Annotated in this window: 20 protein-coding genes; 12 read left to right on the plus strand and 8 right to left on the minus strand. The window is 67.7% G+C overall.

Annotated features, from left to right (window positions below; genetic code table 11):
- Positions 1-42: 42 nt before the first annotated feature.
- The gene (locus tag ACTIEY_RS17995) at positions 43-1,053 is read right to left on the minus strand and encodes a MerR family transcriptional regulator (RefSeq protein ID WP_439520520.1); all 1,011 of its coding nucleotides are present in this window, start codon (positions 1,051-1,053) and stop codon (positions 43-45) included.
- Positions 1,054-1,096: 43 nt separating this feature from the next.
- Here ACTIEY_RS17995 and ACTIEY_RS18000 point away from each other — a divergent pair, with 43 nt between their 5' ends.
- The 8 genes from ACTIEY_RS18000 to ACTIEY_RS18035 all read left to right on the plus strand — a co-directional run bounded on the left by ACTIEY_RS18000 (position 1,097) and on the right by ACTIEY_RS18035 (position 8,660).
- Positions 1,097-1,687, plus strand: a complete 591-nt coding sequence (locus ACTIEY_RS18000) for a glutathione peroxidase (protein WP_439520521.1) — start codon at positions 1,097-1,099, stop codon at positions 1,685-1,687.
- 352 nt (positions 1,688-2,039) lie between these two features.
- A complete protein-coding gene (locus tag ACTIEY_RS18005; RefSeq protein WP_439520802.1) occupies positions 2,040-3,404 on the plus strand; it encodes an NAD(P)/FAD-dependent oxidoreductase in 1,365 nt (454 codons plus the stop codon).
- Complete coding sequence (locus ACTIEY_RS18010; protein ID WP_439520522.1) at positions 3,401-4,210, plus strand: DUF1365 domain-containing protein; 810 nt, start codon at positions 3,401-3,403, stop codon at positions 4,208-4,210. The genes ACTIEY_RS18005 and ACTIEY_RS18010 overlap by 4 nt, the downstream gene beginning before the upstream one ends.
- Positions 4,207-5,436, plus strand: coding sequence for a class I SAM-dependent methyltransferase (locus tag ACTIEY_RS18015; RefSeq protein ID WP_439520523.1), 1,230 nt, complete (start codon positions 4,207-4,209; stop codon positions 5,434-5,436). The genes ACTIEY_RS18010 and ACTIEY_RS18015 overlap by 4 nt, the downstream gene beginning before the upstream one ends.
- A 10-nt stretch (positions 5,437-5,446) precedes the next feature.
- A complete protein-coding gene (locus tag ACTIEY_RS18020) occupies positions 5,447-6,019 on the plus strand; it encodes a chalcone isomerase family protein (RefSeq protein WP_439520524.1) in 573 nt (190 codons plus the stop codon).
- Entirely contained in the window at positions 6,016-7,350 is a 1,335-nt protein-coding gene (locus tag ACTIEY_RS18025) for an MFS transporter (RefSeq protein ID WP_439520525.1), read from the plus strand. Before ACTIEY_RS18020 ends, ACTIEY_RS18025 begins: the two co-directional genes overlap by 4 nt.
- Positions 7,351-7,359: 9 nt before the next feature.
- A complete protein-coding gene (locus ACTIEY_RS18030; RefSeq protein WP_439520526.1) occupies positions 7,360-7,899 on the plus strand; it encodes a DUF3833 domain-containing protein in 540 nt (179 codons plus the stop codon).
- Positions 7,896-8,660, plus strand: a complete 765-nt coding sequence (locus tag ACTIEY_RS18035) for an SDR family NAD(P)-dependent oxidoreductase (RefSeq protein WP_439520527.1) — start codon at positions 7,896-7,898, stop codon at positions 8,658-8,660. Before ACTIEY_RS18030 ends, ACTIEY_RS18035 begins: the two co-directional genes overlap by 4 nt.
- 3 nt (positions 8,661-8,663) lie before the next feature.
- Here the strand turns inward: ACTIEY_RS18035 and ACTIEY_RS18040 are convergent, their stop codons facing one another.
- Positions 8,664-9,278, minus strand: coding sequence for a glutathione S-transferase N-terminal domain-containing protein (locus ACTIEY_RS18040; protein ID WP_439520528.1), 615 nt, complete (start codon positions 9,276-9,278; stop codon positions 8,664-8,666).
- A 105-nt stretch (positions 9,279-9,383) separates the two neighbouring features.
- Between ACTIEY_RS18040 and purB the strand changes: the two genes are divergently transcribed.
- Positions 9,384-10,811: an adenylosuccinate lyase gene (gene purB / locus ACTIEY_RS18045; protein ID WP_439520529.1), complete on the plus strand. Its 1,428-nt coding sequence runs from the start codon at positions 9,384-9,386 to the stop codon at positions 10,809-10,811.
- Here the strand turns inward: purB and ACTIEY_RS18050 are convergent.
- Positions 10,808-11,224: a DUF3717 domain-containing protein gene (locus ACTIEY_RS18050; RefSeq protein WP_439520530.1), complete on the minus strand. Its 417-nt coding sequence runs from the start codon at positions 11,222-11,224 to the stop codon at positions 10,808-10,810. The genes purB and ACTIEY_RS18050 overlap by 4 nt on opposite strands.
- Before the next feature lie 352 nt (positions 11,225-11,576).
- On the opposite strand from ACTIEY_RS18050, the gene ACTIEY_RS18055 reads away from it, so the two are divergent.
- Both ACTIEY_RS18055 and ACTIEY_RS18060 read left to right on the plus strand, forming a co-directional pair.
- Positions 11,577-12,329 carry a TerC family protein gene (locus tag ACTIEY_RS18055; protein ID WP_439520531.1) on the plus strand — a complete coding sequence of 251 codons (753 nt, stop codon included), beginning with the start codon at positions 11,577-11,579 and terminating at the stop codon, positions 12,327-12,329.
- A gap of 12 nt (positions 12,330-12,341) precedes the next feature.
- Complete coding sequence (locus tag ACTIEY_RS18060) at positions 12,342-12,692, plus strand: phage holin family protein (RefSeq protein WP_439520532.1); 351 nt, start codon at positions 12,342-12,344, stop codon at positions 12,690-12,692.
- On the opposite strand, the gene ACTIEY_RS18065 is transcribed toward ACTIEY_RS18060, so the two are convergent.
- Complete coding sequence (locus tag ACTIEY_RS18065; RefSeq protein WP_439520533.1) at positions 12,675-14,360, minus strand: M48 family metalloprotease; 1,686 nt, start codon at positions 14,358-14,360, stop codon at positions 12,675-12,677. The genes ACTIEY_RS18060 and ACTIEY_RS18065 overlap by 18 nt on opposite strands.
- Before the next feature lie 57 nt (positions 14,361-14,417).
- Between ACTIEY_RS18065 and moaC the strand changes: the two genes are divergently transcribed.
- Positions 14,418-14,915, plus strand: a complete 498-nt coding sequence (gene moaC, locus ACTIEY_RS18070; protein WP_439520534.1) for a cyclic pyranopterin monophosphate synthase MoaC — start codon at positions 14,418-14,420, stop codon at positions 14,913-14,915.
- Here moaC and ACTIEY_RS18075 read toward each other — a convergent pair whose 3' ends face one another.
- From ACTIEY_RS18075 to ACTIEY_RS18090, 4 genes are all read right to left on the minus strand, one after another.
- The gene (locus ACTIEY_RS18075) at positions 14,916-16,442 is read right to left on the minus strand and encodes a Wzy polymerase domain-containing protein (RefSeq protein WP_439520535.1); all 1,527 of its coding nucleotides are present in this window, start codon (positions 16,440-16,442) and stop codon (positions 14,916-14,918) included. It lies immediately after the preceding gene.
- Between the two features lie 125 nt (positions 16,443-16,567).
- Positions 16,568-18,085, minus strand: a complete 1,518-nt coding sequence (locus ACTIEY_RS18080; RefSeq protein ID WP_439520536.1) for a Wzy polymerase domain-containing protein — start codon at positions 18,083-18,085, stop codon at positions 16,568-16,570.
- Positions 18,086-18,103: 18 nt separating this feature from the next.
- Positions 18,104-18,877, minus strand: coding sequence for a TfpX/TfpZ family type IV pilin accessory protein (tfpZ, locus tag ACTIEY_RS18085; RefSeq protein ID WP_439520537.1), 774 nt, complete (start codon positions 18,875-18,877; stop codon positions 18,104-18,106).
- A 63-nt stretch (positions 18,878-18,940) separates the two neighbouring features.
- Positions 18,941-19,444, minus strand: coding sequence for a pilin (locus ACTIEY_RS18090; RefSeq protein ID WP_439520538.1), 504 nt, complete (start codon positions 19,442-19,444; stop codon positions 18,941-18,943).
- Positions 19,445-19,470: the final 26 nt, after the last annotated feature.

Consider the following 19,470-nt stretch of genomic DNA (forward strand, 5'->3'; position numbering starts at 1 on the left):
CTTTCGAAACACGTTCCATTTTATGCGGCGTCGCAAAAAGTCTTAAGAATCATCGCGTTGCGCAGGGGTATGGGTCTGCACGAGCGAGCGCCAGAGCGTCACCGCCATCGGAATGTCCTGCAGCCGGGCCAGATGCTGGAAAGGGGCAGACGCGCGCACGTCGCTGCGTGGGCTGCGCAACAACGCGGGGCAGTTCCCGCCCGTCCAGATCTTCACTTCAGGCAGCAGCCGGCTGCGCAACTGCTCCAGGGCCCCGAGCGCGTCGCGCGGGTTCTGCGCAGCGGTGAAACCCAGGGCGACGATGTGGGCGCCGCTGACCGAGACCGCATTGACGATGTCGGGCACGGGCGTCTGCACCCCCAGCGGCAGGGTCTCGCAACCTTCGAGCGCCAGGAAGCACTCCGCCATCAGCAGCCCCAGCCCGTGCTCCTCACCGGGCAGCGTGGTCAGGAGCACGCGCGGCGGCGCCAGTGGCCGCGCCAGGTTCACCTGGGAGATCGCCTGGCGCAACAGCGATTGCACGATCTCGCTGTAAAGATGCTCCTGATGCACCCCCAGCCGACCCGCCAGCCAGGCGTCGCCGACCAGCGCATTCATGGGGGCCACGCCCTCCAGCAGCAGGCGCGCCAGCCCCTGTTCCTCCAGCGTCCGGGTCAGGGCCAGCCGCAAGGAACGGCCATCGTATCGGTGCAGCATCTGCAGCCACACCTCGATTTCCTCGCTGGGAGCCGACGCCGGCGTTGCAGCCGGCGCCCGGCGTGAAACGGTCTGAATCCGCCGGGCGCCGGTTTGCGTATTGAGTTCCAGCAGCGCCTCTCGAGGCAGCGGCACCACCTGGCCAGGCCGGTGACCCGCGTCGATGAGGCGGCGGATGTGGCGCAGGCGTTCGAGTTGTGCGTCGTCGTAGCGCCGCTCACCGAGGGCATCGCGTTCGGGATCCGGAAAACCGTAGCGTCGCTCCCAGACGCGCAGGGTGTCCTTGGACAAACCGGTGTCGCGCTCGATGTCGGCGATGGTGTGCCAGGTAGCGCTGCGAGAGCTTGAGTTTGTCATGGACAAATGTTTCAATGAACCCCGTCATTATGGAGTTGCCGGCATGAGAAAAGGCCCTGTCCCCACCGCGAACCCCGGCTTGCGGCGCGCGCTGGCGATGGCTCTGGCCTGCCTGGCGCTCGGAGGTGGCGCGCGCGCTGCCGACAGCGACTGCCCCGCGTTGCTCCAGCATCGGTTCGACCGCCTGCAGGATGAAAAGCCGCAGTCCCTCTGCCAGTACCGGGGCAAGGTGGTGCTGGTGGTGAACACGGCGAGCTTTTGCGGCTTCACCAGCCAGTACGAAGGGCTCGAGGCCCTGAACGCCCGGTACCAGGCGCGGGGACTGGTCGTGCTCGGCTTTCCGTCGAACGACTTCGGGCGCCAGGAGCCCGGCAGCAACGCGACCATTGCCGAGTTCTGCGAGAACACCTTTGGCGTGAAATTCCCGATGTTCAGCAAGACCAGCGTGGTCGGCCCCGACACCAGCCCCCTCTTTCGCCAGCTCGCGCAGCGCACCGGGGAACGCCCGCAGTGGAACTTCCACAAGTACCTGATCGCGCGCGACGGCCAGACTGTCAAGAGCTATGGAAGCCGTGTCGAGCCCAAAGACCCCGGCCTGGTGAAGGACATCGAAAAGTTTCTCTCGACCAAATAGTGACTGATCAGTCACAATAAAACCAATCAGTTTTTCCGATGCCCATGAACGCACCTTCCTCCCGCCGCCGCCCTTTTGCGCTTGCCATTGCGTCGCGGCGCTGGAACTTTTTGCGCGGCGATTTCCTCCCAGACAACAGATTCCTTTTTGCACTGCGAAGCCGGTCGGGTCCTTGTGATCCGGCTGAAATCCCGAGGCGCTTCTCCTCCTCCTCCCTCCCTCCCTGGTTCGTTTCGGGGCGCTTCGCAGTCTTTTGTACAAGTGGCCACCGCTTTGCGGTGATGGCTTGAGGGTCCGGACGATGTACACGGACCTCCAGCAGCCTGCCATGGCATCGAGCCCCCCGCGGCCGATTCGCGTCGCGATCGTCGGCTCCGGCATCGCCGGCCTTGCCGCCGCCCACACCCTTCAAGGCCTGGCCGACCTCACGCTGTTCGAATCGGGTGACTATTTCGGCGGCCACACGCACACGGTGGACGTCACCTTGCCCGACGCCCAGGGCACGCCCACCACCTTTGGCGTGGACACCGGCTTTCTGGTGCTGAACGAGCGCACTTACCCGAACCTGCTGGCGCTGTTTTCCGCACTGGACGTTTCCATCGCGAAGTCAGACATGTCGTTCTCCGTCCAGGCCGATGGCGCCGGGCCCGGGGGGCAGACGCTGGAATGGAGCGGCAGCAACCTGTCTTCGGTGTTCGCGCAGCGGCGCAACCTGGCCAACCCGCGATTCCTGCGCATGCTGGCCGACATCGTCCGCTTCAACCGCATCACCTCGCGCCTGGCCGAGAAGGGCGAGGATCTGGGCGAGCACAGCGCGCTGCTGCAACCCCTGGGCGATTTCCTGCGCGAACAGCGGTTCTCAGACGAATTCCGCGACTGGTACTTCCTGCCCATGATGGGCTGCATCTGGAGTTGCCCGACCGACCAGATGCTGGCGTTCCCGGTGGCGACCATGGTGCGCTTCTGTCACAACCACGGCCTGATCCAGGTCACCAACCGGCCGCAGTGGTACACGGTGGCGGGCGGCGCGCGGCAGTACGTGCAGAAGATCGTGGAGGGCATCGCGGACCGCCGCCTGGCCACGCCGGTGCGGCAGGTGCTGCGCGACCCGCAGGGCGTGCGCATCGTCACCGACGGCCATGTGGAACGCTTCGACGCGGTGGTGATGGCCTGCCACAGCGACCAATCGCTGCGCCTGCTCGGCAACGGCGCGAGCCAGAACGAGCGCGAGGTGCTGGCCGCCATCCGTTACCAGCCCAACCGCGCCGTGTTGCACACCGACGCCTCGGTGCTGCCGGCCAACCCGCGCGCCTGGGCGGCGTGGAACTACCAGCGCGCACCCAGCGCCGATGTCGAGTCGGCGCAGGTCTGCCTGCACTACCTCATCAACCGCCTGCAACCGCTGCCGGTGACGCAACCGGTGGTGGTGTCGCTGAATCCGCAGCGCGAGATCGCGCCCACCCAGGTGCTTGGCGAGTACGCCTACGACCATCCGGTGTTCGATCTGGCCGCCATCCGGGCCCAGGCGCGCGTGCACGACATGCAGGGGCAGCGACACACCTGGTTCGCTGGCGCCTGGACCGGCTACGGCTTCCACGAGGACGGCCTGAAGTCCGGCCTGCGCGCGGCCCGATCCATCATCGACACACATGGGCTTGTGCCCGTCGAAGGCGGCGAGGCGGCACGTCGCCAGGCCTTGCCCGGGGTGTTTGCATGAGTGAGCATGCGCAGATCGGCTTCGGGCAGGTGCGCCACACGCGCCACCGCCCGCGCCGCCATGCCTTCGCCTATGCCACCTATTTCCTGATGCTGCCCATGCGCAGCCTGCGCGCGAATGGCAACGGCGCGCTGGCGCGGAATCGCCCCGCAGCCCTGAGCTTTCACGACGCCGACCACGGCGATGGTCGCGCCGACAGCCTGGCCTGGATCGACGAGGTGCTGCAGGCGCACGGCATCCGCGACGCCGATGGCGAGGTCTGGCTGCACACCTACCCGCGCGTGCTGGGGTATGCCTTTCTGCCGGTGAGCTTCTGGTACTGCCACCGCACGGACGGCTCCCTGCGCGCCGTGCTGGCCGAAGTCAACAACACCTTCGGCGAACGGCACTGCTACCTGCTGGACGCACCGCGCTACGGCCAGCCGTGCGAAGCCGACAAGGTGTTCCACGTCTCGCCGTTCTGCCCGTTGCGAGGCCGCTACCGTTTCGTCTTCATGCGCTCTCAGGAGCCGGTGCCCCGCACCGTGGCGCGGGTCGACTACTTCGACGTCAGCGGTACGGCGCCCCTGCTGAACACCAGTGTGAGTGGCGAACTGCTGCCCCTGGATGCGAAGAATCTGCGGCGCGCGCTGTGGTCCTACCCGGCCATGACCTTCGGCGTGATCGCACGCATCCACTGGCAGGCGCTGCGTCTGTGGATCAAGCGCGCCCCGTTTTTTCGCCAACCGCCCGCCCCGGGCGATTTCGTCACCGCCGCCGTCTCGCCTGCGACGAGTCCCGTGAACGCCGAACCCCGCCATCCATGAACTCCACCACTGCCTCCCGCAATCCCGCTGGTTTCGACCTGCCCCGCAACGCGCCCGCGGCCGCGCGCACCACGCTGCAACTGCTGCAACGCCTGGTGCACGGCAGCCTGACCCTGCAGTTGCCCGATGGCACGGTGCAGCGCTTCGGCCATTCGGACGGGCCACACGCGAGCATGAAGCTGCACAACTGGAACGTGTGCGGCGCCGCGTTGAAGTCGGGTGACATCGGATTCGCCGAAACCTACATCGACGGCGACTGGAGCACGCCCAACCTGACCGCGCTGCTGTCGCTGATGGTGGCCAACCGGCGCGAGGTGGAGGATGTGATCTACGGCTCCTGGCTCGGCCGCTTCGCCTACCGGGTTCGCCACCTGCTCAACCGCAACTCCAGGGCGAACAGCCGCAAGAACATCCACGCCCACTACGACCTGGGCAACGCGTTCTACACGCTGTGGCTGGACGAGACCATGAACTACTCGTCGGCCTGGTTCGAGGAACCCGGCCAGACCATGGTGGCAGCGCAGCACGCCAAGGTGCGGCGCGCGCTGCGCATGGCTGGGGTGAAACCCGGCGACCGCGTGCTGGAGATCGGCTGCGGCTGGGGAGCGCTGGCCGAGAAGGCCACCACCGAATTCGACGCCAGCGTGGTCGGCGTGACGCTGTCCACCGAACAGCTCGGGTTCGCGCAGGAGCGCATGCAGCGCCTGGGACGCGCCGATCGGGCCGAGCTCCGTCTTCAGGATTACCGCGACATCGACGACGCGCCATTCGATGCGATCTGCTCGATCGAGATGGTCGAGGCCGTGGGCCGCGCGTACTGGCCGACCTACTTCCAGAGCGTGGCGCGCCTGCTCAAGCCGGGCGGGCGCGCTTGTGTGCAGAGCATCATGATCGACGACGAACACTTCGATCGGTACATCAAGGGCACGGACTTCATCCAGCAGTACATCTTCCCGGGTGGCTGCCTGCCCTGTCCGCGCGAGTTTCGCGCACAGGCGGCCAGCGCTGGACTGGAGGTGGTGGACGAATTCGCCTTCGGCCCCGACTACGCGCGCACGCTGGCGCTCTGGCGCGAGCGGTTCCTTCACGAAAAAGACCGCGTGATGCAGCTCGGCTTCGACCAGCGCTTCCTGCGCATCTGGGAGTTCTACCTCGCTTACTGCGAGGCGGCTTTCGAGCAGGGCAGCATCGACGTCGTGCAGTACACGCTGCGCAAACCCGCCTGAGGATCGCACCATGCGCGCTTCCACCGTCGCCGCCCTCGCGCTGCTCGCCGGCGCACTCGCGCTCACGGCGGGCATCTCGCAGGCGATGCCGGCCGAAGCCACGACCAGCGCCGCATTGAAGGACCAGCCCCGGCTGGGCACGGCGCGCCTGCGGGTGTGGGGCTTCGAGGTGTACGACGCGAGCCTGTACGCGGCACCAGGTTTTGACGCCCAGCGTTTCGCCGAGCAGCGCTTCGGCCTGGAGCTGAACTACCTGCGCAGCTTCAAGGGACCCGACATCGCCGAACGGTCTCTGGACGAAATGCGCCGCGTGGGGACGATCGATGCCGCTCAGGCCGAAGGATGGCTCAGGGCCATGAGCGCGCTGTTCCCCGACGTGCAGCGCGGCGACCGCATCACCGGCGTGCACGTGCCCGGCGCCGGCGCACGCTTCTACCTCAACGGACAGTGGCTGGGCGAGGTGGCGGACGAAAGCTTCTCGCGCCTGTTCTTCGGCATCTGGCTCTCCCCCAGGACTTCGCAACCTGCCATGCGCCGCGCGCTGATCGATCCCTCGGGCGCCGGTACGCGGCCGTCCTCATGAACGCCGAGCTGCCAGAACCGGCGGCCCGCTTCATCGGCCCCGGTGCGTGGCGCGCCGGCCTGCGCTATGGCCTGCTCGGGCTGCCGCTGGCTTTCGTGGCCTTGCCCCTGTATGTGATCCTGCCCAACCACTACGCGCGCGAGTTCGGCGCGCCGCTGGCCCTGCTGGGCGCGGTGCTGCTGGCCGCACGCCTGGTCGACGCCGTGCTCGATCCCTGGATCGGCCGCTGGTGCGATCGCCTCTGGGCCCGCTCGGTGGCTGCCCTCATGGCGGCCACCGGCTTTTCGGCCGTGGTGCTGGCGCTGGGGCTGTGGGGCCTGTTGTTCCCGCCCTCTGCGGTTCGCGAGGCCGGCACCACGGCCCTGCTGACCTGGGCCGGGCTGCTGATGGCCGTGACCTACACCGCGTTCAGCGTCGTTGCCGTGGGGCATCAGGCCTGGGGCGCGCGGCTGGGCGGCAACGAGGCCCAGCGCAGCCGTGTGGTGGCGTGGCGCGAAGGTCTGTCCCTGCTGGGTGTGCTGATCGCGGCGGTGCTGCCGGGCACGCTGGGCCTGGGCGCCACCGTGTCCACGTTTGCGGTGCTGCTGGCGTTGGGCTGGTGGGCGTGGAGCGGTTCGATCGCCCCACCGGCGCTGAAGCTGGCAGACACGCCCGCTGCGGCGGGCGCTTCGCCCTTGCGCCAGCCGGCATTCCTGCGCCTGCTCGCGGTGTTCGTGCTCAACGGAACCGCGAGCGCAGTGCCGGCCACGCTGGTGCTCTTCTTCGTGCAGGACCGCCTGCAGGCGCCGCCCTCGATCGAACCCGCGTTCCTGGCCACCTACTTCCTGTGCGCCGCGCTGTCCATTCCGGTGTGGGTGCGCGTGGTGGCCCGACTGGGGTTGGGCCGCACCTGGCTGCTGGGCATGGCGCTGGCGGTGGCGGTGTTCGTGTGGGCCGCCACGCTGGGCACGGGCGACGTGTGGCCGTTTCTCATCGTCTGTGCGCTTTCCGGCGTGGCCCTGGGCACCGATCTCACCCTGCCTGGCGCGATGCTGGCTGGCCTGATCGGCCAGCTCGGCGAACGCGGCCAGCGCGAGGGCGCGTACTTCGGCTGGTGGAGCTTTGCCGCCAAGCTCAACCTGGCGCTGGCCGCCGGCCTGGCGCTGCCGCTGCTGGCCTGGTTCGGTTACGTGCCCGGCGCGCGTGACGAGGCCGCGCTCCACACCCTCACCATCGCCTACTGCCTGCTGCCCTGCGCGCTCAAGCTGCTCGCGGGCGGCGCGCTCTACGCGCTCGTCATCCGTCCCGGGCAGCGTCTGCCACTGGCTCCCGCGCCGGCCTCAACCTCCTGAAGGAATCCCATGCAAAGACGTCTGCTCATCGCCGCCGGCATTGCCTCCGCCGCCACGCTCTCGGGCTGTGCCGGGCCGCAGGTGTCCCAGTACGCGAGCGAGAAGCCGGTGCTCGACCTGCGTCGCTATTTCAACGGCACGCTCGACGCCTATGGCGTCTTCACCGACCGCTCGGGCGCCGTGGTGAAGCGCTTCACGGTGGTCATGCGCTGCACCTGGAACGGCGACGAAGGCGTGCTGGACGAAGACTTCATCTACTCGGACGGCACGGCACAGAAGCGCATCTGGCGCATGAAGCACCTGGGCAACGGGCAGTTCACCGGCACCGCCGACGACGTGGTGGGCGTGGCCCGCGGCGAGCAGCGCGGCAACGCCTTTCGCTGGGGCTACACGCTGCTGCTGCCGGTGGATGGAAAAACCTATGAGGTGCAGTTCGACGACTGGATGTACCTGATGGACGAGAAGGTGATGCTCAACAAGGCCGAGATGAGCAAGTTCGGTTTCAAGCTGGGCGAAGTCACCCTGTCCTTCGTGAAGCGCGCGCCATGAATCCACCCATCCGCGACTGGCGCGGTCTGCGCGTGTGGCTGGTTGGCGCCTCCAGCGGCATCGGCGAGGCCACCGCGTCGGCCCTGCATGCGCGAGGCGCGCAGGTGCTGGTGTCGGCGCGCTCGGCGGGGGCGCTGCAGGCGTTCGTGGCCGCACACGCAGGTGCCCAGGCCTGGCCGATGGACGTGACCGATGCGCCTGCCGTGGCGCAGACGGCGGGCGAGATCCTCGCCCGGGGTCCGCTGGACATGGTGGTGTATTGCGCGGGCCACTACCGCGAGATGCGCGCCAGCGCCATGGACATGGCCGACCTGCGCCAGCACCTCGACATCAACTACATCGGTGCGCTCAACGTCCTGCATGCGCTGGTGCCGGCGTTGATCGCACAGGGCCGAGGCCATATCAGCCTGATCAGCAGCGTAGCGGGTTTCCGGGGGCTGCCCAAGAGCCTGGCCTACGGCCCCACCAAGGCGGCACTCACCAACCTGGCCGAGACGCTGTACCTGGACCTGCAACCGCTGGGCCTGGGCGTGAGCGTGGTGCACCCGGGCTTCGTCCAGACGCCGCTGACGTCGCAGAACCAGTTCACCATGCCCGCGCTGATCACGCCCGAGCAGGCCGCGCTCGCGATGATCAAGGACTGGGAGCGCGGCGCCTTCGATATCCATTACCCCAAACGCTTCACGCGCTGGATGAAGCTGCTGCGGCTGCTGCCCTACCGCGCGTACTTCCCGGCCGTGCGGCGATTCACGGGACTTTGAAACTCAGTCCGGCTTGGTGTCGATGAAGCTCTGGCGCTGGTTGAGCTTGTCGGCCAGGCGGGCCAGGTTCGGGTAGGTGGTGCGCCAGTCGATGACGGGAAAGCGGAAGTCCAGGTAACCCAGCGCGCAACCGACGGCCACGTCGGACAGGCTGAAGTGGATGCCCGAGCAGAAAGCCTTCTCGCCCAGGCCCTGGCTCATGGACTTGAGACTGGCCTCGATCTTGCCGAGCTGGCGGTCGGTCCAGGCCTGGCTGCGCTGTTCGCTGGTGCGGCCCGCCCAGGTGGTTTCCAGGCGCGCGAGCACGGCGGCATCGAGCAGGCCATCGGCCAGTGCTTCCCAGGTCTTCACCTCCGCGCGCTCGCGGCCTTGCGATGGAATGAGCTTGCCCACCGGCGAGAGTGTGTCCAGGTACTCGACGATCACGCGCGAGTCGAAAACGGCTTCGCCCCCTTCCATCACCAGGCAGGGCACCTTGCCCAGCGGGTTGGAGGTGGCGATCTGGGTGCCGGCCGACCACACGTCTTCCAGGATGAAGTGGTAGTCCAGTTTCTTCTCGGCCATGACAACGCGCACTTTGCGCACGTAGGGGCTGGCGATGGCACCAATGAGTTTCATGACGGGTGGGGAAGTCGGTTGGACGCGGGAAGGCAATTCTAGCCAGCCCGCGTTCGCCTGGCGCCGACGGGCTCATGGCACGGCGTGCCCTCCTACAATCGCCGGATGCGTCCGACCACCCCAACTCCCGCCGCCTCCGCGCAGCCCGCTTCGGCGACACCAAGCGCCATCTCTGCCCTCTCTCCTCTGGACGGCCGCTACGCTGCACGACTGGCCCCCTTGCGCCCGTTCATGAGCGAGCAGGGCTACATGCACCGCCGCGTCCAGGTCGAGATCGCCTGGTTCATCGCCTTGTCCGACGCCGGCCTTGCAGAATTCAAGCCCCTTTCGCCCGGGGCGCGCACCTACCTGCTGGGCCTGGTGAAGAACTTCAGCGAAGCCGATGGCCAGGCCATCAAGGACATCGAGAAAGTCACCAACCACGACGTGAAGGCGGTGGAGTACTGGATCAAGTCGCGTTTCGAGGCACGCCCCGAACTCGAGAAGGCGGCCGAGTTCGTGCACTTCGCCTGCACCAGCGAAGACATCAACAACACCAGCCACGCCCTGCAGCTCAAGGGTGGGCGCGACGCGGTGCTGTTGCCCGCGCTGGATGCGGTGATCGCCAAGCTGCGCGAGATGGCGCACGCCTTTGCCGCCATTCCCATGCTCAGCCGCACCCACGGCCAGACCGCCAGCCCCACCACGGTGGGCAAGGAGATCGCCAACGTCGTGGTGCGCCTGGTGGCCGCGCGCGAGAAGATCGCCAGCGTCAAGCTCATGGGCAAGATGAACGGCGCCGTGGGCAACTACAACGCGCACCTGAGCGCCTGGCCGGATTTCGACTGGGAAACCTTCAGCCGCAATGTGATCGAGTCGCCCGAGCCGCTCGGCCTGGGCCTGACGTTCCAGCCCTACAGCATCCAGATCGAGCCGCACGACTACATGGCCGAACTGTTCGATGCGGTGGCGCGCACCAACACCATCCTGGTGGACCTGGCGCGAGACATCTGGGGCTACGTCAGCCTGGGCTACTTCAAGCAGCGGCTCAAGGCGGGTGAGATCGGCTCGTCCACCATGCCGCACAAGGTCAATCCCATCGACTTCGAGAACGCCGAGGGCAACCTGGGCCTGGCCAATGCGCTGTTGCGCCATCTCTCCGAAAAGCTGCCGGTTTCGCGCTGGCAGCGCGACCTGACGGATTCCACCGTGCTGCGCAACATGGGCGTGGCACTGGGCTACGCGGTGCTGGCCTACCACTCGCTGGGCGTGGGCCTGGGCAAGCTGGAACTCAACGAAGAGGCCATTGCCGCCGACCTCGACGCCTCGTGGGAAGTGCTGGCCGAGCCGATCCAGACCGTGATGCGCCGCTACGGCGTCTCGGGCGCCTACGAGAAGCTCAAGGAAGTCACGCGCGGCAAGACGGTGACCGCCGAGGCGCTGCACGGGCTGATCCGGGGCCTGGAGATTCCCCAGGAAGAAAAAGACCGGTTGCTCGCCATGACGCCCGGGAGCTACGTGGGCAAGGCCACCGAACTCGCCAGGCGCGTCTAGGGTCCCGACTCTTCCAGCGCGCGCTCTGCGTAGCGGTTGAAGCGCCACGCATCGCCCTCGATGGTGATGCGGCGCCAGCTGGCGCGTTTCTCGCCGGGCGACATTTCCGTCCAGCGCTGCACCTCATCGAAGGTGCGACCGCATCCCTTGCAGACCTCGTCGCCCTGGCTGGTGGAGCAGATGGCGATGCAAGGCGTGTCGGGGGTGGTTTCGTACCACGCCATCCACGCCGCCCGCGCCGCCGCCGGCAAGGTGGCTTCGTCGGCCTCGGTCTCGCGGAAGTAGACCATCAGCGCATACACCTCCGCCAGCGCACGCAACTCCTTGCAAAGCGACACGCCGTCGGGCGAGGGTGAGCGCTCACGCCAATGGTTGATGGCGGCTTCGATGTCGGTGATGTGGATGCCGGGCATGGGGTGTGGATCATAGCCAGTCAAGCCCAGCGCCTGTGGGAACTGCGTACCCACCGCCGCGCCTGACGATCAGCGGGGGCCGCTACAATCGCGGGTCTCGAAGGGGAGTAGCTCTCCGTTGCGGATCAGGAACACCTCGGTATCCCCTGGTCCGGACCATCGGGTTGTCGTCAAGACGAAGCGCTCCGCTTCCGGCGGCCCGGGCAAGGTGATCCCATCGCCTTGCGAGCAAGACCTTTGATGGGCTCTCCACGGCCGATCAAGGCATGTCCGTCCCCTTCGCAGCGCAGCAGCGCTGTGGCGGGTGGGTGTGCAGTGCCTTGCGGTTACCGCTAGCAACTACGAGGAATTTATGGATTTCCTGACATCGCCCGCGTTCTGGGTCGCGCTCGGACAGATCATCATCATCGACATCCTGCTCGGTGGCGACAACGCGGTCGTGATCGCGCTGGCCTGCCGCAAGCTGCCACCGGCCCAGCGCACCAAGGGCATCATCTATGGCACCGCAGGCGCCATCATCCTGCGCGTGATCCTCATCGCCTTCGCGATGACGCTGCTGGCGATTCCCTTCATCAAGCTCGTCGGCGCCATCCTGCTGGTGTGGATCGGCGTGAAGCTGCTGGCGCCCGATGACGAAGCGCACGGGGACATCCAGGGCAGCGACAAGCTGTTTGCCGCCATCAAGACGATCATCGTGGCCGACCTGGTGATGAGCGTGGACAACGTGATCGCCATCGCGGGCGCCGCCCAGAACGCGGGTGAGCACTCCTTCCTGCTGGTGGTTCTGGGCCTCTTGATCTCCATCCCCATCATCGTCTGGGGCAGCACCATGGTCATCAAGCTCATGGCGCGCTTCCCGATGATCATCACGGTGGGCGGCATGCTGCTGGGCTGGATCGCGGGCGGCATGCTGGTGACCGACCCGGCGTTCGTGAACCCGGACAAGTGGCTGTGGATGCCCAAGCTGGGCACGCTGGACGAGAAGGGCATGGCCGACATTTCCAACACCCTGTGGTGGACCGCCCACATCGCGGGTGCCCTGCTGGTGCTGGCGCTGGGCAAGTGGATCGCCTCGCGTCGCCCGCCCGTGACGCACGAAGCCTGAGTTCGCGCGCCGATGAAGCTCATCCTGACCTGGCTGCTCGCGGCGTGCGCGCTGCTGCTGGTGGCCTATCTCTACCCCGGGGTGCAGGTGCAGAGCTTCACCTCAGCGCTGATCGCCGCAGCGGTCATAGGCCTGTTCAACGCGGTGCTGAGGCCCATCCTGGTGATCCTGACCCTGCCGGTCACGGTGATCACGCTGGGCCTGTTCCTGTTCGTGATCAACGCCCTGCTGTTCTGGGCCGCAGCGAGCGTGCTCGATGGTTTCCAGGTCAGCGGCTTTGTCGCCGCGCTGGTGGGCTCGCTGATCTACTCGCTGCTGATGCTGCTGGTCAACACGGCCCTGCGCTCAGTCCTCGCGCGTTGATTCGCGCAGCAGCGCTTCCACTTCCCGCCGACGCGCGTCCACGATGGCCAGTTCCATGCCATCGGTGCGCTGCGCCGCCGGCAGGGCCTGAGCTGCCCTGAGGCGCTCGGCCGCACCGCTGTAATCGAGCTGCGCCGCATGCGCCTCGGCGTCCGCGCGGATCGCGCGCAGCGTCTGCCCCTGCACCGCGTGCGCACGGGACAGGGTTTGCCACCCCAGGGCGTCGCGAGGGTGCAGCGCCACCCAGGCCTGAAGGCGCGCCACGGCACGCTCGGGCTGCCCGGTGGCCATGGCGGCCTGCGCGCCGTAGATGGCGCTGGCGCGCGTGGTCCCGGCCAGGGCCTGATCGCGCAATTCGGCGAGCAGGTTGCTGGAGGGATCTGCCGCCGGCGCCGCGCCCGCGGCAGTCCCCGACTTCGGCGCCAGCAACAACTCGAGCAACAGCGCGTCTACCGTGGGGCGCGCCGCCGGGGGAATGGAGGTTCGCAAGCGCTGGGCCAGATCGAGCGCCTGCTCGCGCTGGCCCAGCCGGTGCGCCGAGAGCGCAGCGGCGTAGCGCTCCGCGGGGGTCGCGGTGGCGCCCTGGCCTTGCGTCAGCCAGGCCCGCATGCGGTCGGGGCCGTTCTCTGCCAGGACCCGAGCTCGCGAAGCCATGAGGCTGTGCAGCACCGGGCCGGACGACCCGGCCATCGGCGCGCCCAACGTGGCTGCGGAGCCAGGCTTTGGCAGCTCCAGCCGCAGCGCACCGCCTGCCGGGGCGCTGGGCGCTGGCGCCAGTCCGGAGGCCACGGCAGCGGTTGGCGCCACCGGACCCGAAGGCAGCCTCGCGCGCATGTCGGCGATGCGTTCGCCGGTCAAGGGGTGGCTGCGCAAGTAGGGGAATGAGCCGTCGTCGTTGTGCCGCGAGGCCTGCTGCAGACGATCGAACATGGTGACAAAGCCGTAGCCGTCGAATCCCGCACCGGTGAGCACGCCATAGCCGACGCGGTCGGCCTCGCGCTCCATGTCGCGGGAGAAGTTGAGCTGCGACTGCGCGGCGGCTGCCGTGCCACCGGCGATGGCCGCGCCCGCCGCCTGCGAGTTCGACCCGGCGGCCAGCGCCGCCAGCAGCATGGCACCCACCATCCAGGGCGTCATGCGTTCGTCGCGCGAGACCATGCGGGCAATGTGCCGCTGCGAAACGTGGCTGAGTTCGTGCGCCAGCACCGAGGCCAGTTCCTCCGGCCGCTCCGTCACCGCCACCAGGCCCAGGTGGACGCCCAGGTAACCACCGGGCAGCGCAAAGGCGTTCACGCGCCGGTCACGCGAGATCATCAATTCCCAGGCCAGGCGCTCGCTCAGTTCAGGCGGCACATCGCCGCGATCTCGCGCGGCCCCGAGCAAGGGCTGCCAGAGCGACTGCAGGTAGTCGACCAGCACCGGGTCGTCCAGGTAGTCGGGGTCGCGGTAGATGCCGCGCGCGATGCGGTCGCCCATGCGGCGTTCGGCCGAGAGCGTCATGCCCTGGCCGTCGCCCAGGCTCGGCAGGCTGCTCAGCGAGGGTCGGTCGGCGCCCGACTGGGCCGCCACCGGCGGCAGTGGACCCAGAAGCAGGGAAGCAGCAACAAGGCCGAGGCCGATGTCCCGGCGAAAGCGCGAGCGCCTCAAGGACTTGGATGTGGCAGGCATCCCCGTATGATGCCGCCAAGTCCGAACGGTTCTGTAAAGCCCTCGCAACAAGTCGCCATGCCCGATACAAACCCACCCGGTCCACTCACCCACTTCGACGCCCAGGGCCAGGCCCACATGGTCGACGTGGCGGCCAAGGCCCACACCCACCGCGTGGCCGTGGCCGAGGGCCGCATCACCATGCTGTCCGCCACGCTCGCGCTCATCCAGAGCGGCACGGCGAAAAAAGGCGACGTGCTCGGCATTGCGCGCATCGCCGGTATCCAGGCCGCCAAGAAGACCAGCGATCTCATTCCGCTGTGCCACCCGATCGGCCTCACACGCGTCGCTGTGGCGTTCGAGCTGGACCCGAGCACGAACAGCGTGACCTGCCGCACCACCACCGAATGCACCGGCCAGACCGGCGTGGAGATGGAAGCCCTCACCGCCACCAGTGTGGCCTTGCTCACGATCTATGACATGTGCAAGGCGGTGGACCGCGGAATGGAGATTTCGGGTGTTCGGCTGATGGAGAAGCGCGGCGGCAAGAGCGGCCACTTCGTGGCCGGCGCCTGATCAGGACGGCTGCGCCATCCGTGCGCGCCAGGCTTCGTACTCCCTGGGCCAGGCTGCGCGGTAACGCGCTTCGTGCAGTTGCGCCAACTCGGTCTGCCCCAGCAGCGCAGCCGCCCCGATCACGTACTCGATGACGCGCGGATCCGTGGCGGTGCGCAGCGACGCCAGGGCGCCAGCGAGCACGAACTGCGCATTCTCCCGACCCAATGGCATGGCATCGAGACGCGCGATCAGGAGGTCGCGCTGGAAGAAGACGGTGTCCTCGATCTTGCGGAAGGTGTCCTCCCGGTAACTGTCCAGGCGCATGCTGACCGGCAGGTAGAGCTGGGTGACCTTGAGGTAGTCCCACGCCACGAACGTCACCAGGGCCACCAGCACGCCACTGAGTGCCAGACGGCTGCGCATGGCCGAACTCGGCGCCGGGGCCACCGCTGCCCGACCGCCATGGCTTCGGATGCGGTGGATCTGCCAGATGGCCAGCGCCGCCATGAGCTGGCCGGTGCCCGCCCACAGCGGGTATTCGAGCAGGCTGTGGAGCCCCAGCAGCGCCAGCACGGCCCAGCACAGGCGCTCCATCGGGTCTTTTGCCGCCCAGGGCTTGAACCGGAAGATGGCGTAGACCAGCAGACCGCACACGGCCAAAGCCACCGGCAGGCCCAGCGTCACCGCCAGCTGCAACGGCAGGTTGTGGGCGTGCGACAGCTTCTCGCAGAAACGCATGCCCTCGAACTCGGTGATGTAGTGCGCGTACAGCAGGTTGCCCGGACCCCAGCCCGTCCAGGGCTTGAGGGCGATCAGGTCGGCGACGTTGCTCCAGAGCACCCGCCGGCTGGTGCAGCTCACGGCCGATCCGAAGCGGCCGAGCAGGTTGCGTTCGACGTCGACGCTGAAGACGACCCAGGCCAGCCGGGGCATCCCGATCGAAGCGACCGCGTAACACGCCCAGCCCGCCGCGAGGGCCAGCACGACCCACTTCCACTGCCGCGCGTGCCAGTACAACAAGAGGCCGGAAATGATGAGCAGATGGACCAGGCCGGTGCGCGAGGCTGTTGCCGCCAGCGTGATCAGCAGCAGCGCGGCCATCCAGGTGGCGTGGGGGGCGCTGATGCGGCGCTGGATGAGCAGCCACCACACGCTGAGCAAGCCCACTGCGAGCAGGGTGGCCAGCACATTGAGCTGGTGCACGTTGGCCGAGACGTAACCCGGTGGCGTCATGGCGATCCACGGGAAAAAACCGTCTTCCAGATTGAAGTACTGCATGAGCCCCAGCACGGTGCTGAAGAGCGCTGCCAGCAACCAGCCCCAGGCCATCGCCAGCCCGGCGCGTTCGCGCGCCAGCGGCAGCAGCGCGATCAACAGGGCGCCTGCCATCCAGGCAGACAGATCGGGCCACATGGACAGCACCGGCTGAGTCACCACGGGCCACCACCAGGGCGCCGCCACGAGCAGCATGCAAGCGGCGACGATCAGGCGGTGACGCGCAGAGGAGGGGGATGGTTCACGGTCGGCAGCAGTCAACGGGTCCATGGGGGGTCCGCGCGTCAGGGTGGAGCGCCATCACCAGCCTTCCATGCAGAAGGCATGACCGTGATTTCGCGAACCGCAAAGACTAGCAACGACGCAGGTATTTCTGCGATTTCCGGAACGAACCGTCAGGAAGCCGGAGCGAGGCTGCGCTTCCATTCCTCGTACTGCTTCGGCCACGCCGCGCGGTAACGGGCCTCGTGCAGCTTGGCCAGGTCGTCCTTCCCCAGCAGGGTGGCGGCCTCGATGACGCGGCGGATGATCCGGGAGTCCGGCGCCACATGCAGGGAGGCCAGGGCGCCGGCCAGGATGAGTTCGGCGTTGCTGGCGTCCAGGTCCGTGGCCACGATCTGGGCAATCAGCACGTGCGACTGGAAGAGCACTGTCGTGCGCGACTTGTTGAACGTGTCCTCGCGGTAGCTGGCCAGGCGAAGTCGGTCCGGCAGGTAGAGCTGGCTGACCTTGACGTAGTCCCAGGCGACAAGGGCGAGGCCGGCCACCAGCAAGGCCGACACCATGCAGCGCCCCAAAGCCGTCTTCGCCGGATCGCTCCCGGCGCCTCCGGTGGCGTGGCGACGTCTCAATACGAAAATCTGCCACGCGGCCAGCAGCGCCATCAGCTGGAAGATGCCGAACCACAGGGGAAATTCCAGCAGGCTGTGAACGCCCAGCATCGCCAGCACGCCCCAGCACAGGCGTTCCAGCGGGTCGATCGCGGCCCAGGGCTTGAGCTTGACCAGTGCCAACAGGAACAGGCCACTGGCGACGGCGGCCACGGGAAGCCCCATGGTGACGGCCAGATGCAGCGGCAGGTTGTGCGCGTGGGAGAGCTTGTCGCAGAAGCGGGGACCGGCGTAGTCGGTGATGTAGTGCGCGTAGACCAGCTCGCCCGCACCCCAGCCCGTCCAGGGCTTCTGGCCGATCAGCTCGACCATGTTGCTCCACAGGTAGCGCCGGCTCTGGCAGCTCATGGCCTCCCCGAAACGCCCGAAGAGATTGCGGTCGATGTCGATGCCGCGCGTGACCCAGGCGAGCCAGGGCAAGGCATTCGCCGCCACCGCGTACAGTGCCCACCCCAGGCCGACGATGAGCAGCACGCGCTTCCAGTGCCGAGGATGCCAGTAGAGCAGCATGCAGGAGATGGCCACCAGGTGGACCATGCCCGTGCGCGACGCAGTGGCGGCCAGGGTCACCAGCAGCAGCCCCGCCATCCACACGGCGTGCATGACCGGGAGGTGGCGCCGGACCACCAGCCACCACACGCTGAGCAGTCCCACGGCCAGCAGCGACGCCAGCATGTTGAGCTGGTGCACGTTCGCCGTCACATAGCCAGGATCCGTGATCGCGACCCAGGGGAAAAGGCCGTTCTCCAGATCGAAGTACTGCAGCAGACCGAGCACCGAGCTGCCCAGCGCAGCCACCAGCCAGCCACCGGCGATGGCGAGTCCCGCCCGCTCCCGCGTCCAGGGGAGCAGCGCGATCAACAGGGCGCCCGCTGTCCAGGCCACCAGATCGGGCCCCATGGCCGACAACGGCCCCAGAAGAAAAGGCCAGAACCAGGGCGCGGCGATCAGCACGGCGCAGAGCCACACCAGCGCGGTGGAAGCAGCGCGGGGGCGGACGTCGGGGGTGGGTGATTCAGTCATCCGGGCCTTGTGAGACGCTCACCACCCGTCGAAATGAAGGTAGGCGCGGGGCTGTCCATCGGCCCGCGAGACCAGGGCGACCCAGTCCGTGGTTTCCTCGCGCACCAGTGGCAGGTAGCCCGCCTGGTCGTCGCTCAAGCCCAGCTTGGCCAGGATCGCATCCAGTTCGGCTCGCCGGTCCGGGTGCTTGCCGCGCAAATCGGCGATGGGGCGCAGCGCCTGCTGCACGGCAGGCATCTGTTCCTCGAAAGATCGCCAGCGCGAAGGCCGGAACGAAGGGTGCAAGCCCTGCAGCGACAGCTGCACGCTTTGCAGGTAATCCGCATCGCTGGGTTGCGCCAGGCGCACGCCCAGCACGCGAGGTCCGCCAAAGCCCAGTGAGCGCAGACCTTCTGGCGCGTCCTGCAGGCGCGTTGCGTCCACGTCCAGGGCCTGCACCACGCGGAAGCGGTCACCTTCGAACGCCACGAACACCGGGCGCGCACCGGCCACCTGGTTCAGGCCGTAGGCCAGTGCGCCGAGCTGCGTCAACACGATGAGCGCCAGGTCGACGCGCCACTTGAACCGCGACTTGGCCGGGTCGTACAGCACCAGCGTGAGCACCGGGCCGCACACCACGTCGACGACCATCAGGATGAGGAACAGCGAGCGCCCGCCGGTGAGCTCATGGAACGGCGCCGGGTACCAGACGCGAAATACCAGCCAGGCGACGGCGCAGGCCACCAGCAGGCTCAAGCCGAAATGCAGGAGCGCCGCTCGGGCGGCGCTGCGGATGCGTGTACCCCATGCCATGATGAAACGGATCCTCCAAAAAAAAGAGCGCCGAGGCGCTCTTTTCAGGCTGTGCGCAAGAGTTTACTTGCACTCGGCGGGCGCGAAACGAGCCTGCAGGGAACCTGCGGTCACGCCGGTGAAGCTGCCAGCCGTGGCACCGGCAGCGGCGCAACGCCATGCCACCGATTGGGCGGGCGGGGTGAACGTGGCCGTGCCGGTGGGCAGAGCGGAACCCGCGGGCGCGTTCGGGGTGATCGTCAGGGTGCCGCCACCTGCGGCAGCGGTGGTCGTCACAGTGATCACGCCAGTGCCGGCGGCGATCGCGACGCTCGACACGTTGCGCGTGCCGGCCGGTGCGGTGTAACCCGTGCCGTAGCCCAGCGCACTGACTTGCGGATTGCCCGACGACAGCACGTCCTGCACGTTGACCTTCGCGGCCGAAGCAGCCACCAGGCCTTCCGACACGCGGGCGCGCACGGTGTAGTCCTGATAGGCGGGCAGCGCAACGGCGGCCAGGATACCGATGATGGCCACCACGATCATCAGTTCGATCAGGGTGAAACCTTTTTGCAGGGAGCGCTTCATGGGGAAGTCCTTGTCACAGTTGAGAA

This window comes from Hydrogenophaga sp. (assembly GCF_051858985.1).
Taxonomy (GTDB): Bacteria; Pseudomonadota; Gammaproteobacteria; order Burkholderiales; family Burkholderiaceae_C; genus Hydrogenophaga.

Bases quoted from the DNA above. Each gene is read 5' to 3' on its own strand.
- ACTIEY_RS18015 (WP_439520523.1), top strand. From the start codon at position 4,207: ATGAACTCCACCACTGCCTCCCGCAATCCCGCTGGTTTCGACCTGCCC.
- ACTIEY_RS18050 (WP_439520530.1), bottom strand. From the start codon at position 11,224: ATGCCCGGCATCCACATCACCGACATCGAAGCCGCCATCAACCATTGG.
- moaC (WP_439520534.1), top strand. From the start codon at position 14,418: ATGCCCGATACAAACCCACCCGGTCCACTCACCCACTTCGACGCCCAG.
- ACTIEY_RS17995 (WP_439520520.1), bottom strand. From the start codon at position 1,053: ATGACAAACTCAAGCTCTCGCAGCGCTACCTGGCACACCATCGCCGAC.
- tfpZ (WP_439520537.1), bottom strand. From the start codon at position 18,877: ATGGCATGGGGTACACGCATCCGCAGCGCCGCCCGAGCGGCGCTCCTG.
- purB (WP_439520529.1), top strand. From the start codon at position 9,384: ATGCGTCCGACCACCCCAACTCCCGCCGCCTCCGCGCAGCCCGCTTCG.
- ACTIEY_RS18000 (WP_439520521.1), top strand. From the start codon at position 1,097: ATGAGAAAAGGCCCTGTCCCCACCGCGAACCCCGGCTTGCGGCGCGCG.
- ACTIEY_RS18075 (WP_439520535.1), bottom strand. From the start codon at position 16,442: ATGGACCCGTTGACTGCTGCCGACCGTGAACCATCCCCCTCCTCTGCG.
- ACTIEY_RS18030 (WP_439520526.1), top strand. From the start codon at position 7,360: ATGCAAAGACGTCTGCTCATCGCCGCCGGCATTGCCTCCGCCGCCACG.
- ACTIEY_RS18025 (WP_439520525.1), top strand. From the start codon at position 6,016: ATGAACGCCGAGCTGCCAGAACCGGCGGCCCGCTTCATCGGCCCCGGT.
- ACTIEY_RS18010 (WP_439520522.1), top strand. From the start codon at position 3,401: ATGAGTGAGCATGCGCAGATCGGCTTCGGGCAGGTGCGCCACACGCGC.
- ACTIEY_RS18020 (WP_439520524.1), top strand. From the start codon at position 5,447: ATGCGCGCTTCCACCGTCGCCGCCCTCGCGCTGCTCGCCGGCGCACTC.
- ACTIEY_RS18065 (WP_439520533.1), bottom strand. From the start codon at position 14,360: ATGCCTGCCACATCCAAGTCCTTGAGGCGCTCGCGCTTTCGCCGGGAC.
- ACTIEY_RS18060 (WP_439520532.1), top strand. From the start codon at position 12,342: ATGAAGCTCATCCTGACCTGGCTGCTCGCGGCGTGCGCGCTGCTGCTG.
- ACTIEY_RS18040 (WP_439520528.1), bottom strand. From the start codon at position 9,278: ATGAAACTCATTGGTGCCATCGCCAGCCCCTACGTGCGCAAAGTGCGC.
- ACTIEY_RS18055 (WP_439520531.1), top strand. From the start codon at position 11,577: ATGGATTTCCTGACATCGCCCGCGTTCTGGGTCGCGCTCGGACAGATC.
- ACTIEY_RS18035 (WP_439520527.1), top strand. From the start codon at position 7,896: ATGAATCCACCCATCCGCGACTGGCGCGGTCTGCGCGTGTGGCTGGTT.
- ACTIEY_RS18090 (WP_439520538.1), bottom strand. From the start codon at position 19,444: ATGAAGCGCTCCCTGCAAAAAGGTTTCACCCTGATCGAACTGATGATC.
- ACTIEY_RS18080 (WP_439520536.1), bottom strand. From the start codon at position 18,085: ATGACTGAATCACCCACCCCCGACGTCCGCCCCCGCGCTGCTTCCACC.